Source organism: Streptomyces sp. CA-243310 (genome assembly GCF_050936775.1).
Classification (GTDB): Bacteria; Actinomycetota; Actinomycetes; order Streptomycetales; family Streptomycetaceae; genus Streptomyces.
Genome location: NZ_JBNJMF010000003.1, coordinates 153,478 through 170,357 on the forward strand (window position 1 = coordinate 153,478; position 16,880 = coordinate 170,357).

15 protein-coding genes are annotated in these 16,880 nt (G+C 71.4%); 8 read left to right on the plus strand and 7 right to left on the minus strand.

The features are described 5' to 3' along the window. Positions 1-4: 4 nt before the first annotated feature. The gene (locus ACQEVM_RS34060) at positions 5-1,489 is read left to right on the plus strand and encodes a lipase/acyltransferase domain-containing protein (protein WP_433085806.1); all 1,485 of its coding nucleotides are present in this window, start codon (positions 5-7) and stop codon (positions 1,487-1,489) included. Positions 1,490-2,052: 563 nt separating this feature from the next. On the opposite strand, the gene ACQEVM_RS34065 is transcribed toward ACQEVM_RS34060, so the two are convergent. Next, on the minus strand, positions 2,053-2,448 hold the full coding sequence (locus ACQEVM_RS34065) for a YciI family protein (RefSeq protein WP_433085808.1): 396 nt from the start codon (positions 2,446-2,448) through the stop codon (positions 2,053-2,055). A gap of 86 nt (positions 2,449-2,534) precedes the next feature. Next, complete coding sequence (locus ACQEVM_RS34070; protein ID WP_433085810.1) at positions 2,535-3,134, minus strand: TIGR03086 family metal-binding protein; 600 nt, start codon at positions 3,132-3,134, stop codon at positions 2,535-2,537. A gap of 324 nt (positions 3,135-3,458) precedes the next feature. Between ACQEVM_RS34070 and ACQEVM_RS34075 the strand changes: the two genes are divergently transcribed. Further along, positions 3,459-3,818, plus strand: a complete 360-nt coding sequence (locus ACQEVM_RS34075; RefSeq protein WP_433085812.1) for a hypothetical protein — start codon at positions 3,459-3,461, stop codon at positions 3,816-3,818. A gap of 82 nt (positions 3,819-3,900) precedes the next feature. Here the strand turns inward: ACQEVM_RS34075 and ACQEVM_RS34080 are convergent, their stop codons facing one another. After that, on the minus strand, positions 3,901-4,569 hold the full coding sequence (locus tag ACQEVM_RS34080) for a MerR family transcriptional regulator (protein ID WP_433085814.1): 669 nt from the start codon (positions 4,567-4,569) through the stop codon (positions 3,901-3,903). Positions 4,570-4,700: 131 nt separating this feature from the next. On the opposite strand from ACQEVM_RS34080, the gene ACQEVM_RS34085 reads away from it, so the two are divergent. The 3 genes from ACQEVM_RS34085 to ACQEVM_RS34095 all read left to right on the plus strand — a co-directional run bounded on the left by ACQEVM_RS34085 (position 4,701) and on the right by ACQEVM_RS34095 (position 8,209). Beyond that, a complete protein-coding gene (locus ACQEVM_RS34085; RefSeq protein ID WP_433085816.1) occupies positions 4,701-6,083 on the plus strand; it encodes a YhgE/Pip domain-containing protein in 1,383 nt (460 codons plus the stop codon). A 258-nt stretch (positions 6,084-6,341) separates the two neighbouring features. After that, complete coding sequence (locus tag ACQEVM_RS34090) at positions 6,342-7,322, plus strand: ABC transporter ATP-binding protein (RefSeq protein WP_433085818.1); 981 nt, start codon at positions 6,342-6,344, stop codon at positions 7,320-7,322. A 113-nt stretch (positions 7,323-7,435) separates the two neighbouring features. Continuing rightward, complete coding sequence (locus ACQEVM_RS34095; RefSeq protein WP_433086932.1) at positions 7,436-8,209, plus strand: ABC transporter permease; 774 nt, start codon at positions 7,436-7,438, stop codon at positions 8,207-8,209. A 150-nt stretch (positions 8,210-8,359) separates the two neighbouring features. On the opposite strand, the gene ACQEVM_RS34100 is transcribed toward ACQEVM_RS34095, so the two are convergent. Beyond that, on the minus strand, positions 8,360-8,854 hold the full coding sequence (locus tag ACQEVM_RS34100) for a hypothetical protein (RefSeq protein ID WP_433085820.1): 495 nt from the start codon (positions 8,852-8,854) through the stop codon (positions 8,360-8,362). Between the two features lie 671 nt (positions 8,855-9,525). On the opposite strand from ACQEVM_RS34100, the gene ACQEVM_RS34105 reads away from it, so the two are divergent. The 3 genes from ACQEVM_RS34105 to ACQEVM_RS34115 all read left to right on the plus strand — a co-directional run bounded on the left by ACQEVM_RS34105 (position 9,526) and on the right by ACQEVM_RS34115 (position 12,635). Continuing rightward, on the plus strand, positions 9,526-10,026 hold the full coding sequence (locus tag ACQEVM_RS34105; protein ID WP_433085822.1) for a nucleoside 2-deoxyribosyltransferase domain-containing protein: 501 nt from the start codon (positions 9,526-9,528) through the stop codon (positions 10,024-10,026). 376 nt (positions 10,027-10,402) lie between these two features. After that, positions 10,403-10,861, plus strand: a complete 459-nt coding sequence (locus tag ACQEVM_RS34110) for a hypothetical protein (protein WP_433085824.1) — start codon at positions 10,403-10,405, stop codon at positions 10,859-10,861. Positions 10,862-11,537: 676 nt separating this feature from the next. Beyond that, on the plus strand, positions 11,538-12,635 hold the full coding sequence (locus ACQEVM_RS34115) for a hypothetical protein (protein ID WP_433085826.1): 1,098 nt from the start codon (positions 11,538-11,540) through the stop codon (positions 12,633-12,635). Between the two features lie 244 nt (positions 12,636-12,879). Here the strand turns inward: ACQEVM_RS34115 and ACQEVM_RS34120 are convergent, their stop codons facing one another. From ACQEVM_RS34120 to ACQEVM_RS34130, 3 genes are all read right to left on the minus strand, one after another. Beyond that, positions 12,880-13,515 (minus strand): ABC transporter permease, encoded by a 636-nt coding sequence (locus ACQEVM_RS34120; protein ID WP_433085828.1) that lies wholly within the window; start codon positions 13,513-13,515, stop codon positions 12,880-12,882. Positions 13,516-13,528: 13 nt separating this feature from the next. Further along, the gene (locus ACQEVM_RS34125; RefSeq protein ID WP_433085830.1) at positions 13,529-15,115 is read right to left on the minus strand and encodes an MFS transporter; all 1,587 of its coding nucleotides are present in this window, start codon (positions 15,113-15,115) and stop codon (positions 13,529-13,531) included. A 187-nt stretch (positions 15,116-15,302) separates the two neighbouring features. Further along, positions 15,303-16,577, minus strand: a complete 1,275-nt coding sequence (locus ACQEVM_RS34130) for a cytochrome P450, cyclodipeptide synthase-associated (RefSeq protein ID WP_433085832.1) — start codon at positions 16,575-16,577, stop codon at positions 15,303-15,305. Positions 16,578-16,880: the final 303 nt, after the last annotated feature.

Sequence of the window (16,880 nt, forward strand, 5' to 3'; positions counted from 1 at the left end):
AACCATGGACCAGAACCAGCAACTTCGGGTCACCGCCGCCGCGGCCGGCGACTTACCCGATCACGTCACCCAGGATGCCGTCGTGATCGTCCCCGGCATCATGGGAAGCGAACTGTTCGACACGCACACGAACAAGCGCCTGTGGGGCTTGGGGGGCATCTCCTGGCTGCGCAGGGCGTGGACCAGTCCCACAGGCCTTGAGGGCCTGCGCATGACCGATGAGGAACTCGACGGCAAGCACACCCGGGTGAAGGCGACCGGCCTGCTCAAACACAGCGCCTGGACACCGTACTTCGCCGGCCAGGAGCCCTACACCGATCTCGTCGAGACCGTTGCGACCAGTGTCGCCGGCCGCGCCGCTATCCTGGAGTTCGCCTACGACTGGCGCCTGCCCATCGCCGCGAACGCCCGTCTCCTGGCCGCGGCGGCACGCGAGCACCTGACCTCCTGGCGCCTGCACCCCGACCACGACACCGCCCGGCGGCACCGCGTCGACGAGCGCGAGGCCCGACTCGTCTTCGTCGCCCACTCCATGGGCGGGCTGGTCACCCGTGCCGCGCTGGACGCCCGGTACGACAGCGACCTCCTCGACGACACCCGCGGTGTCATCACCCTCGGCACCCCCTTCCACGGGGCGGTCAAAGCGGCGGTCATCCTCAACACGGGCCGTGGAACCCCCGTTCCCCTCCCCCATCGCAGACTCCGCGCCATCTGCGCGGACATGCCCGGCCTTCACGATCTCCTGCCCCAGTACAAGAGCCTGCGCAGCAACGGGGACGTACGCCATCTGACACCGAGCGACATCACCTCCATCGGCGGCAACCCCGAACTCGCGCGCAACGCCGCCGTCTTCCACCACGGCCAGAGGAAGATCACCCTGCCCGACCACCGCTCCGTGGTCGGCGTCAACCAGCCCACCTGGCAGAACCTGACCATCCGCGACGGACAGGTCGAAGCACACCTCGACGGCGCCCGCACCCACGGCGACGGCACCTACCTCCGCGATCACCACAAGAACGTCAAGTTCTTCCACGTTCACGGAGACGGCACCGTCTACAAGGAATCAGCCGCCGTCGCCCCCTCGGTCACCACGCTCCCCCTGCAGCACGGCGACGTCGCCAAGGCCGAGACCGCCCTCGATGCCGTCACCGAGATCATCCGCGAGGACGCTCACATGGGCCCGCCCCTGGGCGAAGCCGGATGCGGCCTGACCACACCGGACCTCGTCGAGGCCGGCCGGCCGTGGACGTTCACTCTCAGCGGTGTCGATTCCCTCGCCGGCATCACCTGCCGACTCACCAACCTCGAAGACCCCCAAGACCGGCAGGACCCCGCCCTGAACTGGGAGGACGGCCGGCCCACCGCCCACGTGTCCGTGACGGCACCCGGCCTGTACCGGATCTCGATCCGCACACCTGACGGGTTCACGATCACCCAGCTCGTCATGGCCGACGAACCCGGCCTGCCCTTGCGGGAAGGCCCGGAGTAGATCGCTCCCTCTGCCGGCTCCGTACGGGCGCGACCGCCGGTTGTCGGTCGGGGGTTGGGGGTCGGGGGTTGGGGGTCGGGGTTGCCGGCCGCCGGTTGGGCGTTGCGGTTGCCGGTTGCCGGTTGCCTCACCCGTGCCGCCGGAGATCCCTCGGCCGAACAGGAGAGGGCAGGAGCACGTGGGACGGACGCCCAGCGCCCGTCACCGGAGGACATGGCCGGCGAGGATCGGCAGGAGCACGGCCGGCGGGCAGCCCAGAGTGACGAGCAGCGAGGAGCGGGGTGCGGCGGCGTTGCGCGGAACATTCGGCGGCGCGTCCCGATCTGTGACGGACTGGCTGATCCGGATGATGGACGGTGATCGCCTGTGAGCAGTCGGCACGAGACATGCCTGTCACGCCTGGACGCGGCTCGCTCGACCACCGGATCAAAGGACCATCCGGCCTGGCGGGTGCGCCTGGCGGGCGCGGCGTTCGTCAACGGCGTCACTTTCACGCTCGTCGTGATCGTACTGGCGGGGTGTCAGGGGGCGTGAGGGGTCCCCGTTCCGACGGTCGGTCCGGGTCAGGCCTCGGGCGGGCCGTCGGGGATCGCGTGCACCTCGACCGGATCGTCTCCGGGCTTGCCGTCGGGGCCCGGGCAGGCGGATGCCCGTGCGGCGATCTCCAGGGCCCGTTCCTCGCTCCGGACGTCGACCACCCAGTACCCGGCCAGGATGTTCTGGTCCGCCTCGGCCGGTCCCTCGGTCACCCGCGGCCGTCCGTCGCTCCCGGCCCGCACCGTCTTGACGCGGGAGGGGCCGCCGAGTCCTTCGGCCTCAACCCATTCACCGGCGGAAGTGATCTCGTCGTTGAGGGCGTCCATGTGGGCCATCACGGCGCGCATGGCGTCCTCGGAGTACGCCGACATGACGGTGTCCCACTGGGCGGCCGGCATGTTCATCTGGATCATGTACTTCATCGTTCTCAATCCTCTCGGTACGGGGTCTCCGGGTCTCCGGGTCCCTGAATCTGTGGGTCTCTGGATCTGCGGGTCGGTGCACGTCGTCAGCGGGGCGGCGGCGTCCAGTCCGGAGCGCGTCCGCTCAGCCCGACCGACCGGTCCAGGAGCGGGGCATCGTGCGGTACGGGCACGACGGGCCCGAAGATGCTCCCGCCGCGGTCGCCCTCCCCGGCCGCGGCCAGGAGGAAGGTGTACGAGGCGCTCAGCGCGGCAGGGTCGGGGGCGTACTCCTGGCCGGTGGCCCGTGCCAGGTCCCACCCGTGCACCACCAGCTCGTCGGCGGCCACGGCGCCCGCGATGTCGCCCGGCAGGTCCACGCCTCCCGCGCGGGTCATGCCCGTCCAGGCGGCCGGGTCCTCCCAGGCTTCGGCAAGCTCGCCCAGGACCCGGGGCAGGTCGTCACGCCAGGAGGCGGGCAGCGCGGGGGCGGAGGCGTCGGGGGCCGTGTCCGTCGTCGGGCCCAGGTCCTTGCGGGCCGCGTCGCGGAAGGCGACGGAGAGGCCCAGCAGGTGACCCAGCAGGTCGCCGACCGTGTAGTCGGGGCACGGAGTCCGATCGGTGAGCCGGGCGTCCGGGACGGACGCCGCGAGTCCGGCGAGGATCCGGGCCTGAGCCCCGAAGTCGAGAGTCGTCGTTTCGGTCATCGTTCGCTCCTCCGGAGACGATGGGTCTGAACGGTAGACCGGCGGCGCAGGCCGTTCTCATCGGCGCGCGGGCGACGAATCCTCCCGATCACTCCCACGGGGCCTCCGTCGTCGCGGGGCCTCGGTCGCTGCGGCGCGTCGGTCGCTGCGGCGCGTCGGTCGCCATGGGGCCTCGGTCGCTGCGGGGCCACGATCCGTGCGGGGCGCAGCAGGGCCGGCCGGGTCGGGTCGGGTCGGGTCGGGTCGGGTCGGGTCGGGTCGGGTCGGGTCGGGCCCATCCGATATCGGGTGTACGCGTCTCGGTGTGCGTCCTACGCTCGGCGCGTGGATCCCGTCGAACTGGCCTGCGCCGTAGGGCCCGTCACAGCGCTGCTGTACGGGTTGTTCGGCGCGCGGATCCGCCAGGAGCGGGTGAGCCACCGCGGCCATCGGTCCCTCACCACGGCAGGGGCCGTGCCGCTGCCCGGCGCCGGCGGGCGCCTGCCGGACGGGCCGTTCGCCGCCGTGGTGTGGGCCGGATCGACGGTGTTCGTGGCGACGACCACCGAGCCGGCGTCGCGGAACCCGGGGCGCGCGGCGCGGCTCCGGGTGGGCCGCATTCGGACGCGTCGGGGACGCCACCAGGACCGCTACCGGGACCGGCCCCGGTCCCGGCCCCGACTGCGACCCATGGGCGGGGCCTGACCGGTGGGTCGGGGAGGCCGGACGTACCGGGCCTGGTCCTGGGTCCGGGAGGCGGACGCACGCCGGGGCTCGGCGGGACGGGTCAGGGCTCGGCGCCGTCGCCGGCCACCCGGCGTCGGACCTGGTCTTCCTGCGCGAGGCGGCGCAGCAGCTCGAACACCGGGGCGCAGATCGCGAAGACGATGACCGCCCGCTCCGCGAGGGCCACCGGGTCGTCGAGGCCGGCCGCGCGCTCCAGGTCCAGCCGGGCCACCGACTCGGCCAGCCTCGCGTATGCGGCGAGCTCGCCCGGGGCGTACTGCGCGTCCAGCCGGCGCAGTTCCTCCAGGGCCGCCGTCAGCCCCTTCACGTGCGGTGACGTGCCGGGCGCCTGCCAGTCCAGGACCGCGAGCAGCTCGGCCACCTCTGCGCCGACGGTCGGGTCGGCTTCCCTTTCCTCCGCTTTCCCCCCGTCGCCCGCGGGACGCCGACCCGCCACCGGTACGGGGAGGGCGTAGCTGATCGCTCCGAGGGCGCCCTCGGAGCTTTCGGCCTGGTCGACGGCTCCGAGCACGTCGCGGGTGGCGGCGATGGTGAGACCGCCGAGCGTGGTCAGTGCCTTGATCAGCCGGAGCCGCTGCGCGTGCTCCTCCCCGTATTCGGCGAGGGTCGCGGCGGTGGCCCGCCCCGCGGGCAACAGCCCTTGTCGCAGGAAGTACTTGATGCTGGCGACCGGCACGCCGGTGCGGCGGCTGAGCTCCGAGATCTTCATACGGGTTCCCTGCTGGTCTCGCGGTCCGGTGGCCATCGGCGGCGATTGGACACCACAACAAGATACTGCCACTATCCAGTACTGGATACCATAAGTATCCAACTCAGGAACGCCGCCGCACCGGAGAATCGATGCCTCATCCCACACCCCCCTCCGTGCTCCGCCGACCCCAGTTGTGGATCGGAACGGGCCTCATCGCCGCAGTTGTCTCGATGCTGTTCGCCCTGCTCTACGTGGGTGGCAACGTCAACCCCAGGGGCAATCTGCGCGATCTGCCCGTGGCCCTGGTCAACAGCGACAGCGGAGCCGATGTCAACGGCCGCCGGCTCAACCTGGGCGAGCAGGTCGTGTCGGGGATCGAGAAGGCCGCCAAGGGCGACCGGAGCATCGACTGGCAGGTCGTCAGTCGCGAGGAGGCCGACAAGCGGCTGGGCAAGGGCAAGGTCTTCGGCGCCCTCGTCATACCCGCGGACTTCTCCGCCTCCGTGACCGGGCTCACCGCCCCGCAGCCCGCACGCCAGGGCAAGGCCACCGCGCCGACGCTGACCGTCCTGACCAACCAGGCCGCCGGCAGCATCGGCTCCTCCATGTCCTCCCAGGCCGCGCAGAAGGCCGCCCACGCCGCCTCCGCCCAGCTCGGTCAGGAGCTCCTCAAGCAGGCCGGATCCCAGAAGACCCCGATCCCGACGGCCGCCCAGCTCAAGCTGGCCGACCCGGTGACCGTGAACGTCGCCGACGGCCACCCCGTCGGCTCCCGCAGCGCCATGGGCCTGAGCGCCTTCTACTACGCCCTGGTGCTGGTCGTCTGCGGCATGCTCGGCGCCAACGTGGTCAACTCCCAGGTCGACACCGCGCTCGGCTACCTGCACACCGACTTCGGCCCGGTGCGCAAGCGCGAACCCGTCCAACACACCAGCCGGGTCCGCACGCTGGCCATCGGCATCGCGCTCATGCTCGGCCTGTCCCTCGTCATGGGGACCCTGGTCGAGGTGGCCACCGTCGGGATCCTCGACATGGACGCGTCCCACCTCGGCCTGCTGTGGCTCTACTCGGTGGCCACCATCGCGGTCGTAGGCGTCGGCAGCCTGGCCCTGTTCGCCGCCTTCGGCACCCCCGGCATGCTCCTGGCCACCATCGTGTTCGTCGCGATGGCCGTCCCGTCCTCCGGCGCGACCGTGCCCGTCCAGGCACTGCCCGGGTTCTTCCGCGCCCTCTCCGAGTTCGAGCCGCTGCGCCAGGTCACCGAGGGCCTGCGCTCCCTGCTCTACTACGGGGCCCAGGCCGACGCGGGCCTGACCCGGGCGTGGGCCTCCATGGGAGTCGCCCTGGTCGCCGCACTGGCCTTCGGCTTCGCCGTCACCCGCCTCTACGACCTCAGGGGGCTGCACCGCATCCCGCACCCCGAGCCGGTGACCGGTACCGACCCGGACACGGACACGGGCGCCGATTCAGGCACGGGCACGGGCACGGACACGGGCACCAAGACCGGGGCCGCGGCTCCCACCACGGCCTGATAGAGGGAACCGGGCGGACACGAGCCCGGCCGCGGCCCATGTACGGGCCGCGGCTGTCCGCTCGGGTCCGCCGGGCGGGGGCGGCCGAACCGAGCGGCGGTTCCGCGTACGGCGGACAGCCCGGCCCTCGAAGCCGTCAGGCACCCGGGCGGCTTCTGGCCCTCGGCTCCGCGCGGCGCTCTGTACCCCGTACGGCGGACACGAGAAACGTACGCACGGGGGGACCGGTGGACGCGGTTCCGGCCGAACATGGACGGCATGACACAGAACGCGGTGGAGGTACGGGGGCTTCGCAAGCAGTACGGCGAGGTCACCGCGGTCGACGGACTGGACCTGACGATCCGCCGGGGCGAGGTCTTCGGCCTCCTCGGACCCAACGGAGCAGGCAAGAGCACGACGGTGGAGATCCTCCAGGGCCACCGGGAGCGGGATGGCGGCGAGGTGTCCGTGCTCGGCGCGGACCCGTCGACCGGGGACCGGGCCTGGCGCTCGCGCGTCGGCATCGTCTGGCAGGACGAGTCGGCGCCCGCCGAACTGACCGTGCGCGAGACGGTGGAACACTTCGCCCGCTACTACCCGACGCCCCGCGACCCGGCGGAGGTCATCGCCCTCGTCGGCCTGGAGCACAAGCGCGACCAACGGGTGAAGGGCCTCTCCGGTGGACAGCGGCGCAGGCTGGACGTGGCGCTCGGCGTCATCGGTGATCCGGAACTGCTGCTCCTGGACGAGCCCACGACCGGTTTCGACCCGGCGGCCCGACGCCAGTTCTGGGAGCTGATCCGGTTGTTGGCCGGGGCGGGCACGACCATCGTGCTCACCACGCACTACCTGGAGGAGGCCGAGGCCCTCGCCGACCGCCTCGCGGTGATCGCGCGGGGCAGAGTCGTGGCCGAGGGCGACCCGGCGGGACTGCGCGCCCGCTTCGGCGCCGGCGCCTCCGTCGGCTGGACGGGGGCCGGCGGCTCCCCGCACAGCCTGCGGACCGAGAACCCGACCGGGGTCGTCGCGGAGCTGGCGGCCCACTTCGGCGGCGAGGTCCCGGACTTGACGGTCACCCGCCCCACGCTGGAGGACGTCTACCTGCGTCTCACCGGGCAGCTCACCGAGCCCGACACCGTGGGGACCGTGGGGACCGCGGAAGAGGCTGTGGCCGGGACCGTGGAAGGGGCCATGGCCGGCACCGAGTCCGCCTCCCGAACGGCCGCCCCGAGCGGGCCCCGACCGGAGGAGGCCCGATGAACACCGACGCCAATGCCGCCTCCGCCGCCACCTCCACCACTTCGGCCGCTTCGGCCGCTTCGGCCACGACCGCCCGGACGGCGAAGGCCCTGCCGGGCGCCTGGACCCTGGGGATGAGCCGCGGCGCCATGGAGATCAAGCAGTTCGTCCGACAGCGCGACGCGATGATCTTCACCTTCGCCTTCCCCATCGTCTTCCTCGCCCTCTTCGCCTCGATCTTCGGCGACACCGTCGAGGGAACCGGGATCACCGCCTCCCAGCTCTACGCCGCGGGCATGGTCGCCGCCGGCATCATGTCCACCAGCTTCCAGTCACTCGGCATCTCGATCGCCGTCGAGCGGGACGAGAAGGTGTTGCGCCGGCTGCGCGGGACCCCGATGCCGCCGGCCGCGTACTTCCTGGGCAAGATCTGGATGGTGCTCGCCACCGGGCTCGCCGAGACCGCGATCCTGCTCCTCGTCGGCTCCACCCTCTTCGGCCTCGACCTGCCGTCCTCCCCCTCCAAGTGGCTCACCTTCGGCTGGATCTTCGCCCTGGGCCTGGCCGGCTGCGCCCTCCTGGGCATCGCCGTCAGCAGCCTGCCGAAGTCCGGGAAGAGCGCCAGTTCGGTGGTCGTGTTGCCGTTCCTCGTCCTTCAGTTCATCTCCGGGGTCTTCATCCCGGTCAACCAGATCCCCGACTGGCTGCTGAACCTGGGCGCGCTGTTCCCCCTGAAGTGGATGTGCCAGGGCCTGCGCGGGGTGTTCCTGCCGGAATCGGCCGCCGTCCTGGAACAGGCCGGCGGATGGGAGTACGGAAAGACCGCGCTGGTACTCGGAGCCTGGGTCGTCGGAGGATTGGTCCTGTGCCTGCTGACGTTCAGGTGGAAGAGCCGACGCGACGGCTGAGGCGATCCACCACGGCGACCGGAGCACGCGACGTCCACGTCCGGGACCACGCGTTCCTGCCGTGGGACGCGTACGTATTCGGGTGTGCCGACAGTGTGGCGAGGTGCCGTGGCCCGCGTCGTGCGCCCGCCGGGGATGACGGGACAGCCCTCAGGCGATCTGGTCCGCGAGTGAGGTGGCCAGGGCCGTGATCCGTTCCTGGCCCAGCGATGAGCGCCCGGCCTCTCCGGCCCCGACCACCATGACCGCGTCGCCCTCTCCGTCCAGTTTCAGCCGGACGGCGGCGACGTTGCCGCTCTTGGTCACGACGGGTTCGCCGATCTTGGCCTTGGCCATCCCGTTGATGTAGGCGATCAAGTCGTCGGTGGAGGATCCGGCCAGTTGGGCAACGATCGCGGCGAGTGGCGCCACGGCCTGTGAGTGGCGGGTCGCGGCAGTGTGCACGACCACCTCCTCCCGACCGATGTGGAAGGCGCAGCTCACCAGGGCGCCGGGGTTCTGCGCCAGCGGTGTGCCCGCCTCGGCACGCTCGCCCCCTTCCGCGGTGGCGACCGCCGCCCCGGGATCCTTCACGGAGCCGGGCGCGGACGCCCCGTCGGCGCCTGCGGCCTTCGCCGCCTGCTGCTCGTCCCGGATCTTGCGCATGCTTGATCGCGGTCCTCGGTGTCGGTGATCCTTCGCGCCAGATCAGGTCCGCGCCCCACCTGCCCACAGCGGCAACGAGGTCAACCTCAAAGGCAGTTGAAGGACCGACGAGGACTCGACCAGGAACGGTGGGGGCTCGGCACGGAACGGTGGGGGCTCGGCACGGGCCGGGAGGAGTCACGCGCTGTTCGAGCCGGCCGTGACCGTGGCGGCCTCTGCCCCCGTGACTGCCCGTGCGCCGGTGGCTGCCCGCGCGCCCGTGGCGGCTCCCGGTACCCAGCCCTGCCTGCCACTGCCTGCCCCCACCCTGCCGCTGCCCGCGCCTTGCGTTCCATCGCCGCCGGTAGCCCTTCGGCCGCCGTGGGCCGCGAGTGGGACGGCGCCATCGCGTTCCGCCCGCGCTCGGGCGGGGTTCACCCCGCGTACGTCCTGGTCCTGCCTCGCATACACGTCCAGGACACGGGAGAGGATCCGGAAGTGACCGCAACCGCGATACGACGCCCTGCCGGGCCGATGGCCGAGTGTCCGGCCGCGAACATCGTCACGTCGAAGGAGGGCAGGGCCACGCCGATCGTCCTTGCCCTCCACGTCCGTCCATGGTGTGACCCACGCCGCCGCCGACCGATTGCCGCTCCACTCCCCCGGACCTCGCAGCACACCGAAGGATCCCGATGACCGTGCGCCCGAACCTCGTCTACGCCCGCGAACCGCTCCCCGCCACCGGGCCCAGCGTCTTCCTCGCCGGGCCCACCCCGCGCGCCGACGGGCCCGTCCCCTCTTGGCGCCCCGACGCGATCGGCGAACTCACCACCCAGTGGACCGGCAGACATCCACTGACCGTCCTGAACCCCGAATCGCGAGGCGGGGTTCAGGCCGCCCACTACGACGACCAGGTCGACTGGGAGACCGACGCACGCCACCACGCCGACGCGATCCTCTTCTGGATCCCCCGCGACCTCGTGTCACTTCCCGGGTTCACCACCAACGTCGAGTTCGGTCTTGACGTCGCAACCGGCCGGGCCGTCCTCGGATGCCCGCCCGACTGCCCCAACCCGGAACGAAACCGCTACCTCGTGCACGTCGCCCGCCGCCACGGCGTACCCGTGGCCGAGACGCTCCACGACACCGTGGCCGCCGCGCTCACCCTCGTCACGGCGAAGGGCCCTCGGTAGTCCGGAAACGCGAGAGCGGACTCGTGGGGGTATCGGCGGATCTTGGTGGGTTGACAGCCGGCCGATTCCGCGACGGCGACCACTCCGGCCACCCCGGGCACCGTCAACGCGGCAGCAAGGAAGCGGCGCAGCGCGAGGGCGGCCTTTGCCGTTCTCATGACTCCCCCTCGCGATTTCGGCAATCGCAAGCTGGTGCGACAGGCACACGGCCGTGCTCCAGCCGGCGAAGTCTTCGGAGCGAGAGCCGGTGGGGTCGTCGGGAGCGTCGACGGGGCCCTGCTCGGAACGAACCCGACGACGCGTCCGTTGGACACCGAAGACCGTTGCGCCCACCCATCCGGACTCGTGGCATCCCGCATGAGGAAGAATCGCGATCATGACCCACCCCCACCTGCCCACCACCGAGGCGGCCGTCACCGCGATACGCGAGATCGCGGCCGACCACGGCCTGGAGATGACCGTCACCGATGACATCGGCGCCGACCAGACGTCGCGCCGCGCATCGGCCGGCGCCTTCGCCATCGTCGACCCCGACGGCTCGCTGCCGCACGAGGCCTTCGTCGAACTGTCCGGCGTGCCGACCGTAAGCGTCCATGTCTTCCCCGAGGACGACGCGAAGATCACCGTGGACAACGTCGAGTTCCACGATGTGCCGCGCGACTCCGTTCCGGCGTTCCTCCGGTCCGTTTACAGCGGACTGGCCTACACCAAGGGCCGGTTGTTCCCACCGGGCCAGTGGCTCATCGTGCCCCTGCCCGGTGACGAGACGTACAAGGAACTGGTCACGATCGCCGCGCTCACTCCCTGGCTCTCACGCAGCGCCCGGATCTCCTAGCTCCCCCGACCGGCGGTCCGCCGACGTCGGCCCCGCGCCCTCACTGCCCCGCCCCGGAGTCGGCATTGCGCCACGTGGTGCGGTGGCTTCGGGGCCGGACGCGCTGTGCGGTCTGTCGCATCGTGGCCGTACGGCGGGCTCGCCCCGGTCAGGCCCTGCGAGAGCGCGCCCGTGAGCGTCTGCTCGCTCCACTGCCCCGGCGGGCCCGCCGCCACATCGTCACACCGCCACCCCCGCTCCGTGTTCGCGGGGGCGAGTGTCAGGACCGGGGAAGGCCATGGTCCGGGTGAACAACACGACGAGCAGCAACAGGACGACAACCGGAACGCGGTGCGTACGGCTTTGCCGGCCCACCCCATGGCCACCATGACCGTCTCGTTCTCGATGCGATCGACGCCCCTCTCCGAGGGTCCCGCTAGGGACATGGGCTCCGACCTGCGCAAAGGGCGAGTCGTCTCGACGATCGGGATCGTGGTCGGGGAGGGTGTGCCGGTGGGAGACAAGCCCTGTGACGGTGCGGTGACATACGGCGGACGCTTCCCGCACACATGATCCATAGATTTCTTCTTGCAGCCCCGCCCAGCCTCAACAGTTCACACCTGACAGAGGAGGCGGCATGCAACCTCTCCTTCTTCCGCTTTCGGCCACTCGGCCGCCCCTTGTCACGGAGTCGTTCATGTCGACCTACACCCACTCCCGCCGCCGTACCGTCCTGCGCGCAGCGGTCGCCACCGCCGCACTCGCGGGTGCCCTCCTCGCGCCGAGCGCCGCCGCCTTCGCCGCCGACGCCCCCAAGACCGCGGACGCCTCGAAGGCCGCCGACGCCCCCAAGACCGCGGACGCCTCGAAGGCCGCCGACGCCCCCAAGACCGCGGACGCCTCGAAGGCCGCCGACGCACCGAAGACCGCGAGCGCCCCCAAGGCCGCCGCCCCGGCGGCCACGGCGACGGCGACGGACGGGGAACTCGTCGGCCACCCCGTGCTGGCCGACGGCATCAAGGGTGACCTGTGGAAGAAGGGCAAGGGCTGGTACTACCTGGATGTCCACACCACCACCGGCATGCCGATCGCGAGCTTCCACGTCGGCGGTCCGAGCAACGAGACTCAGGACGGCCAGCAGGTCCGCGGCATGTGGGTCACCCTCGACGACTCCGGCCAGGTCCGCTCGTGGAAGAACCCCGCCACCGGTCACGGCTTCGACGCCGGCGGCACCGAGACCCGCGAGGGCTGCACCGTCTCCTGGAGCATGGGCACTCCCTTCGACGGGGTCAGCCTGCGTCTCTCCAACGGCACCTCGGGACCGGTCGCCCAGCTCATCGACGGCAAGACGGCCCGGACGCTGACCACGCTCACCACCGCCAACCGCACCGGCCTCGCAGGAGGCGCCCGCATCAAGGACAGTGACGACCCGAAGACGCCGCAGTTCCAGATGCGCGTCGTCGGTGGCCAGATCCCGTGGGAGGGCGTCTCCTTCCCCAAGCCCCCCAAGGACTGCGCCGCGACGCCCACCACGAAGCCGACCGCCACCGCGAAGCCCACCCCCGCGGCCAAGCCGGCCTCCACGACGACCACGTCCACCCCCGCGGTCTCCACCCACAACGTCGCGCAGACCTCGGTACTGCCCAAGGGCGGCGTCGCGGCCGGCGCCGAGATCGCGCAGGACAACCCCGCCCACACCACCGCCCTCGTCGCGGGTGGCGCGAGCACCCTGGCCCTCGGCGCCGCCGCGGCCGGATTCGTCGCCCTGCGCCGCCGCACGGCCAACCAGAACTGAACCGTCACACACCGCACATCCGGCATCCGGCAGGCCGTACACGACGCATATGACGCATATGACGCACATGATGCACATGATGCACATCGCACGGCACTGAACCCGCCCGCCCTCGGAAGCCCACCCGCTTCCGAGGGCATCGGCACGTCCAGGGCCGGGAATCAAGGCCTCGCACGCAGTCGGCCCCGTGGGCAGGGCGGGCAGTGCGCCGCGCTCCCCCGCGTACGAACCCGTGACGGGCCCGTCAGTTCCGCGAGGATCCTGCGCGAGGCCTGAGGCGGCGGTGTTCAAGGACCGTGGCAAGGGCGTAGGCACCGCCGCCTGCGAGGGCGAGGACCCAGTAGAGGCCGCGGGCGTCGAGCGAGAGCGCTGCGGTGGAGGTCAGGGCGAGCCAGACGCCGAGGACGTAGTGGAGCACGTTGCGGCGTACGGCGCCTTCGGCGAGGTAGAGCAGGCCGACGATGAGCCCGGAACCGGCGGCCCAGAGTACGGACTGCAGTTCGGGCTGGAGTTCGGGCTGGTCCAGGACGGATGTGAGGCCGGTGACGGCGAGGAACAAGGCGGTGAACGCGACGATCCAGGCGGCGCCGAGCAGTCTGCCGGCGAGGAGGTCTGGCCCGGTGGCCTCCCGCTGGGCCCGCAGCGCGGCGATGGTCGCCTGGACGATGCCCGTCGCGAGCCCGAATCCGAGCAGCGTCATGGGCAGCCAGCCGGGGAGGCCGAGCAGCGGGGTGTCTCCTTGCGAGGCAGCGGCGGCGCCGTGCCCGAGCACGTAGGCGAGTCCGAAACTGAGGTAGGCCGCGCGATTGTCGACCTCGTACGGAAGACGGGTGGGATGGACGGGAGCAGCGGATGGCAGTGCGGTTGCGTGGCCGGACATGTCGGGGTTCCCCTCAAGGGTGGTTGACGGCGGTCGTCTGGTCGGTCGCGTGCCTGGCCACCCGGCCGGTCACCAGGTCGGTCACCGGCCGATCGCCCGGTTGGGTCACCCGGTCCGTCTCATGGCTCTGTTGGAGCGGTGTGGTGGCGTGGGACGTCTCGGGCGGGAGGGCCGCTCGGGCGTGGCGGCTCGGGCAGGTGAGGCGCACCGCGAGGAGGGCGGTGACCGCGAGGATCGCGGCGGACACCGCGAACGCGGCCCGGTAGCCGGCGGTGAGGGCCTCCAGGTGGGACTGGTGGGTGGCCGCGTGGGCCGTGACGGATCCGGCGAGGGTGGCGAGAGCGGCGAGGCCGATCGCGCCACCGACCTGGCGGGTGGTGTTCACCAGTCCGCCTGCCAGCCCCGCGTCCTGCCCCGGCACGCCTTCCACGGCGAGCGTGGTGAGTTGCACGAAGGCGATGCTCAGGCCGACACCGACCAGGACGCTCGGCCCCAGGACGTCGCCGAGGAAGTTCCCGTCGGCGCTGATCCGTGACAACCACAGCAGCCCCGCGGCCTCGGTGAGCAGGGCCGCGGTGACGGTTGCGGTGGCGCCGATGCGCCGGGAGACGCGGGGTGCGGCGACGGCGCCGAGTATGTTGGCGGCGGCGAGGGGAAGTTGACCGGCTCCGGTGGCCAGCGGGCTCATTCCGAGGACCTGTTGCTGGTAGAGGGGCAGGAAGAAGAACAGCGCGATCCACACGGAGCCGAGGAGCGTCATCAGCAGGTTGCCCGCGGCGACACGGCCGGTGGAGAACAGCCGCGGCGGAATGAGTGCGTCGGGCCGGCGACGCTCGATGACGGCGAAGGCCGCGAACAGCGTGACGGCGCCGACGAGGGCCCCGAGCACACCGCCGTTCGTCCAGCCGGCGCCACGCGCGCTGGTCAACGCCCAGACCAGGCAGGTCAGGGCAAGGGTGACGGTCGCGGTACCCAGCAGATCGAACCGCCCTGCCTCACGGCCGCCGGCGCGGGGCACGAACTTCGCGACGGTGATGAGGACCAATGCCGCCCCGAGGGCGACGATGTGGAAGACCCAGGGCCAGCCCCAAGCCTGTGTGAGTACGCCGCCCAGCAGGACACCGGCCGCTCCCCCGGCGCCGGAGACCGCGCCCCACACGCCCAACGCGCGGCCCCGTCCGGGGCCGGCGGGGAACAGGCCCATCGTCAGGGCGAGCGCGGCGGGAGCGACGGAGGCGGCGCCGAGTCCCTGCACGGCGCGAGCGGCGATCAGCACGCCCGGGGAGGCCGCCAGTCCCGCCGCCAGTGAGGCTCCCGCGAACACCGCGAGACCGGCGATCAGCACCCGCCGCCGGCCGAGCAGGTCGGCCGCCCGGCCGCCCGCCAGGAGCAGCGCCCCGAACGCCAGGCCGTAGGCGTTGACCACCCACGTGATACCACCCTCCGACAGGCCGACTCCGGCGCGGATCTGCGGCAGCGCGACGTTCACGATCGAGGTGGCCAGCATCACGGTGAACTGTGCCGCGGCCAGCGCCGCGAGGGCGCTCCCCTGACGGGGCCGGGTGGCGGCCGGGTCGTCCTTAGTACGTACAAGGTTCATGGCGCACAGCCTCGGGGCGGGCGGTGTCCACAATCCACGCTCCGCGAAGGCGACGAGTGTCCAATCCTGTCCGCACGCGTCCACTCGTCCACTCGTCCACTCGTCCACTCGTCACCCTGATCGCCCGTCACCCGCACGCGTCGCACGCGTCGGGCGGGGATCGTGGGTCCGGGGCGGACCGTACGGGTCAGGCGCAGTCCACGCCGCCCGTGACGGGCGTGACGGGCGTGACGGGCGTGACGGGCGTGACGGGCGTGAACTCCAAGGGCAGGGCGGCGGGACCTCGCGTGTACAGGCCGGTTTCCCGGTAGCGGGAACCGGGAGCGTGTCGGACGTGGTCGAGTAGCGGCAGGAGCATCGCGGCGACGGTTTCGATCTCGGCACGGGCGAAGGCCGCGCCGACGCACTGGTGGAGCCCGGTACCGAAGGCGAGGTGCTGGGCGGCGGCGGTGAAGGAGCGGGCGGTGCCGAGGTCCGGGCGGTGGATGTCGAAGGTGTCCGGGGCGTTGAAAGCGTCCGGGTCGCGGTTGGCCGCGCCGATCATGCAGAAGACGACGGCTCCTGCCGGAACGGTGGTGCCGGCGACCGTCACGTCCTTCTCGGCCTGGCGCGGGATGAGTTGGACCGGTGGGGTGTAGCGCAGGGTCTCGGCCATGGCGGCGGTCAGGAGGTCCGGGTCGCGGCGGACCTGCGCCATCTGTTCGGGGTGGTCGACCAGGTGCTTGAACAGCAGGGCGAGGGTCTTGTCGGCGGGCTCGGTGGCCGCGACCAGGACATTGATGATCAATGCGGTGACATCGCGGTTGCTCATCGCGATGCCGTCGAACTCGGCGGTGCACAGCCTCGATATGAGGTCGTGGCCGGGGTGGCGGCGCCGCTGTTCGATGACGGGGACGAGGTATGCCTCCAACTGTTCGGCGCAGTCCAGGCAGTGCCGGCGGCGTTCGGGGGTGAGGACGACGCTGGTGATGAACTCGGCGACCCCGCCGTGCCAGACGGCGATCTGCTGCCAGTCCTCCTTGTCCAGGCCGAGGACGTCGAGCGTTACATGGACTCCGAAGGGTTTGCCGAAGTCGTTGACCAGGTCCACCCGCCCCCGGGAGAGGAACGGCTCGATGAGCTCGGCGGCGTTGGCACGTACGGCGCGTATCTGATCCCGCAGTGCCGGCCCGGTGAAGGCCCGCACGACGATCTTTCGCTTGGCGGTGTGTTCGGCACCGGTCATCTGGGCCAACACCCGCCCCCGCATCACCGGTTCGGCGCGCACCGTCAGCATCTCGGTGCTGAACAGCTCGTGTTCGGTCAGCACCCGCTTCACGTCCTGGTACCGGGAGACGAAGTAGCTGTCGATCGAGGGTTCGTGGTGAACCGGCGCGTGCTCCCTCAAGCCGGCGAAGAACCGGTAGGGGTCATGGGCGAAGTCCTCCGACAGGACGCTGAAACGAGAATCGATCACGGGCATGCGGGGAGACCTCACGGGAGCGGATGGAACGTCACCAGCTAGACGGAGTGGGTGCGGTGACCGTTCCGGTGGTGCGGGACTTCTGGCGCCGAGGAGAGCCCGATCAGGGAACGGACGGTCGGCCAAACCGTGTCGGCACCTGTGCGTCGCCGTTGTCGCAACGTACCGGAATCGCGCGGGACGGCTCACCATGCAGAGATACCGGAGGGCGGGAGCGAGTTTACGGTTGGTGCCGGGACCGTCCGCTGTTCAGGGCAGGGAGGGGCATCCATCCGGTCCGATATGAGAACATTTCCGGCATAA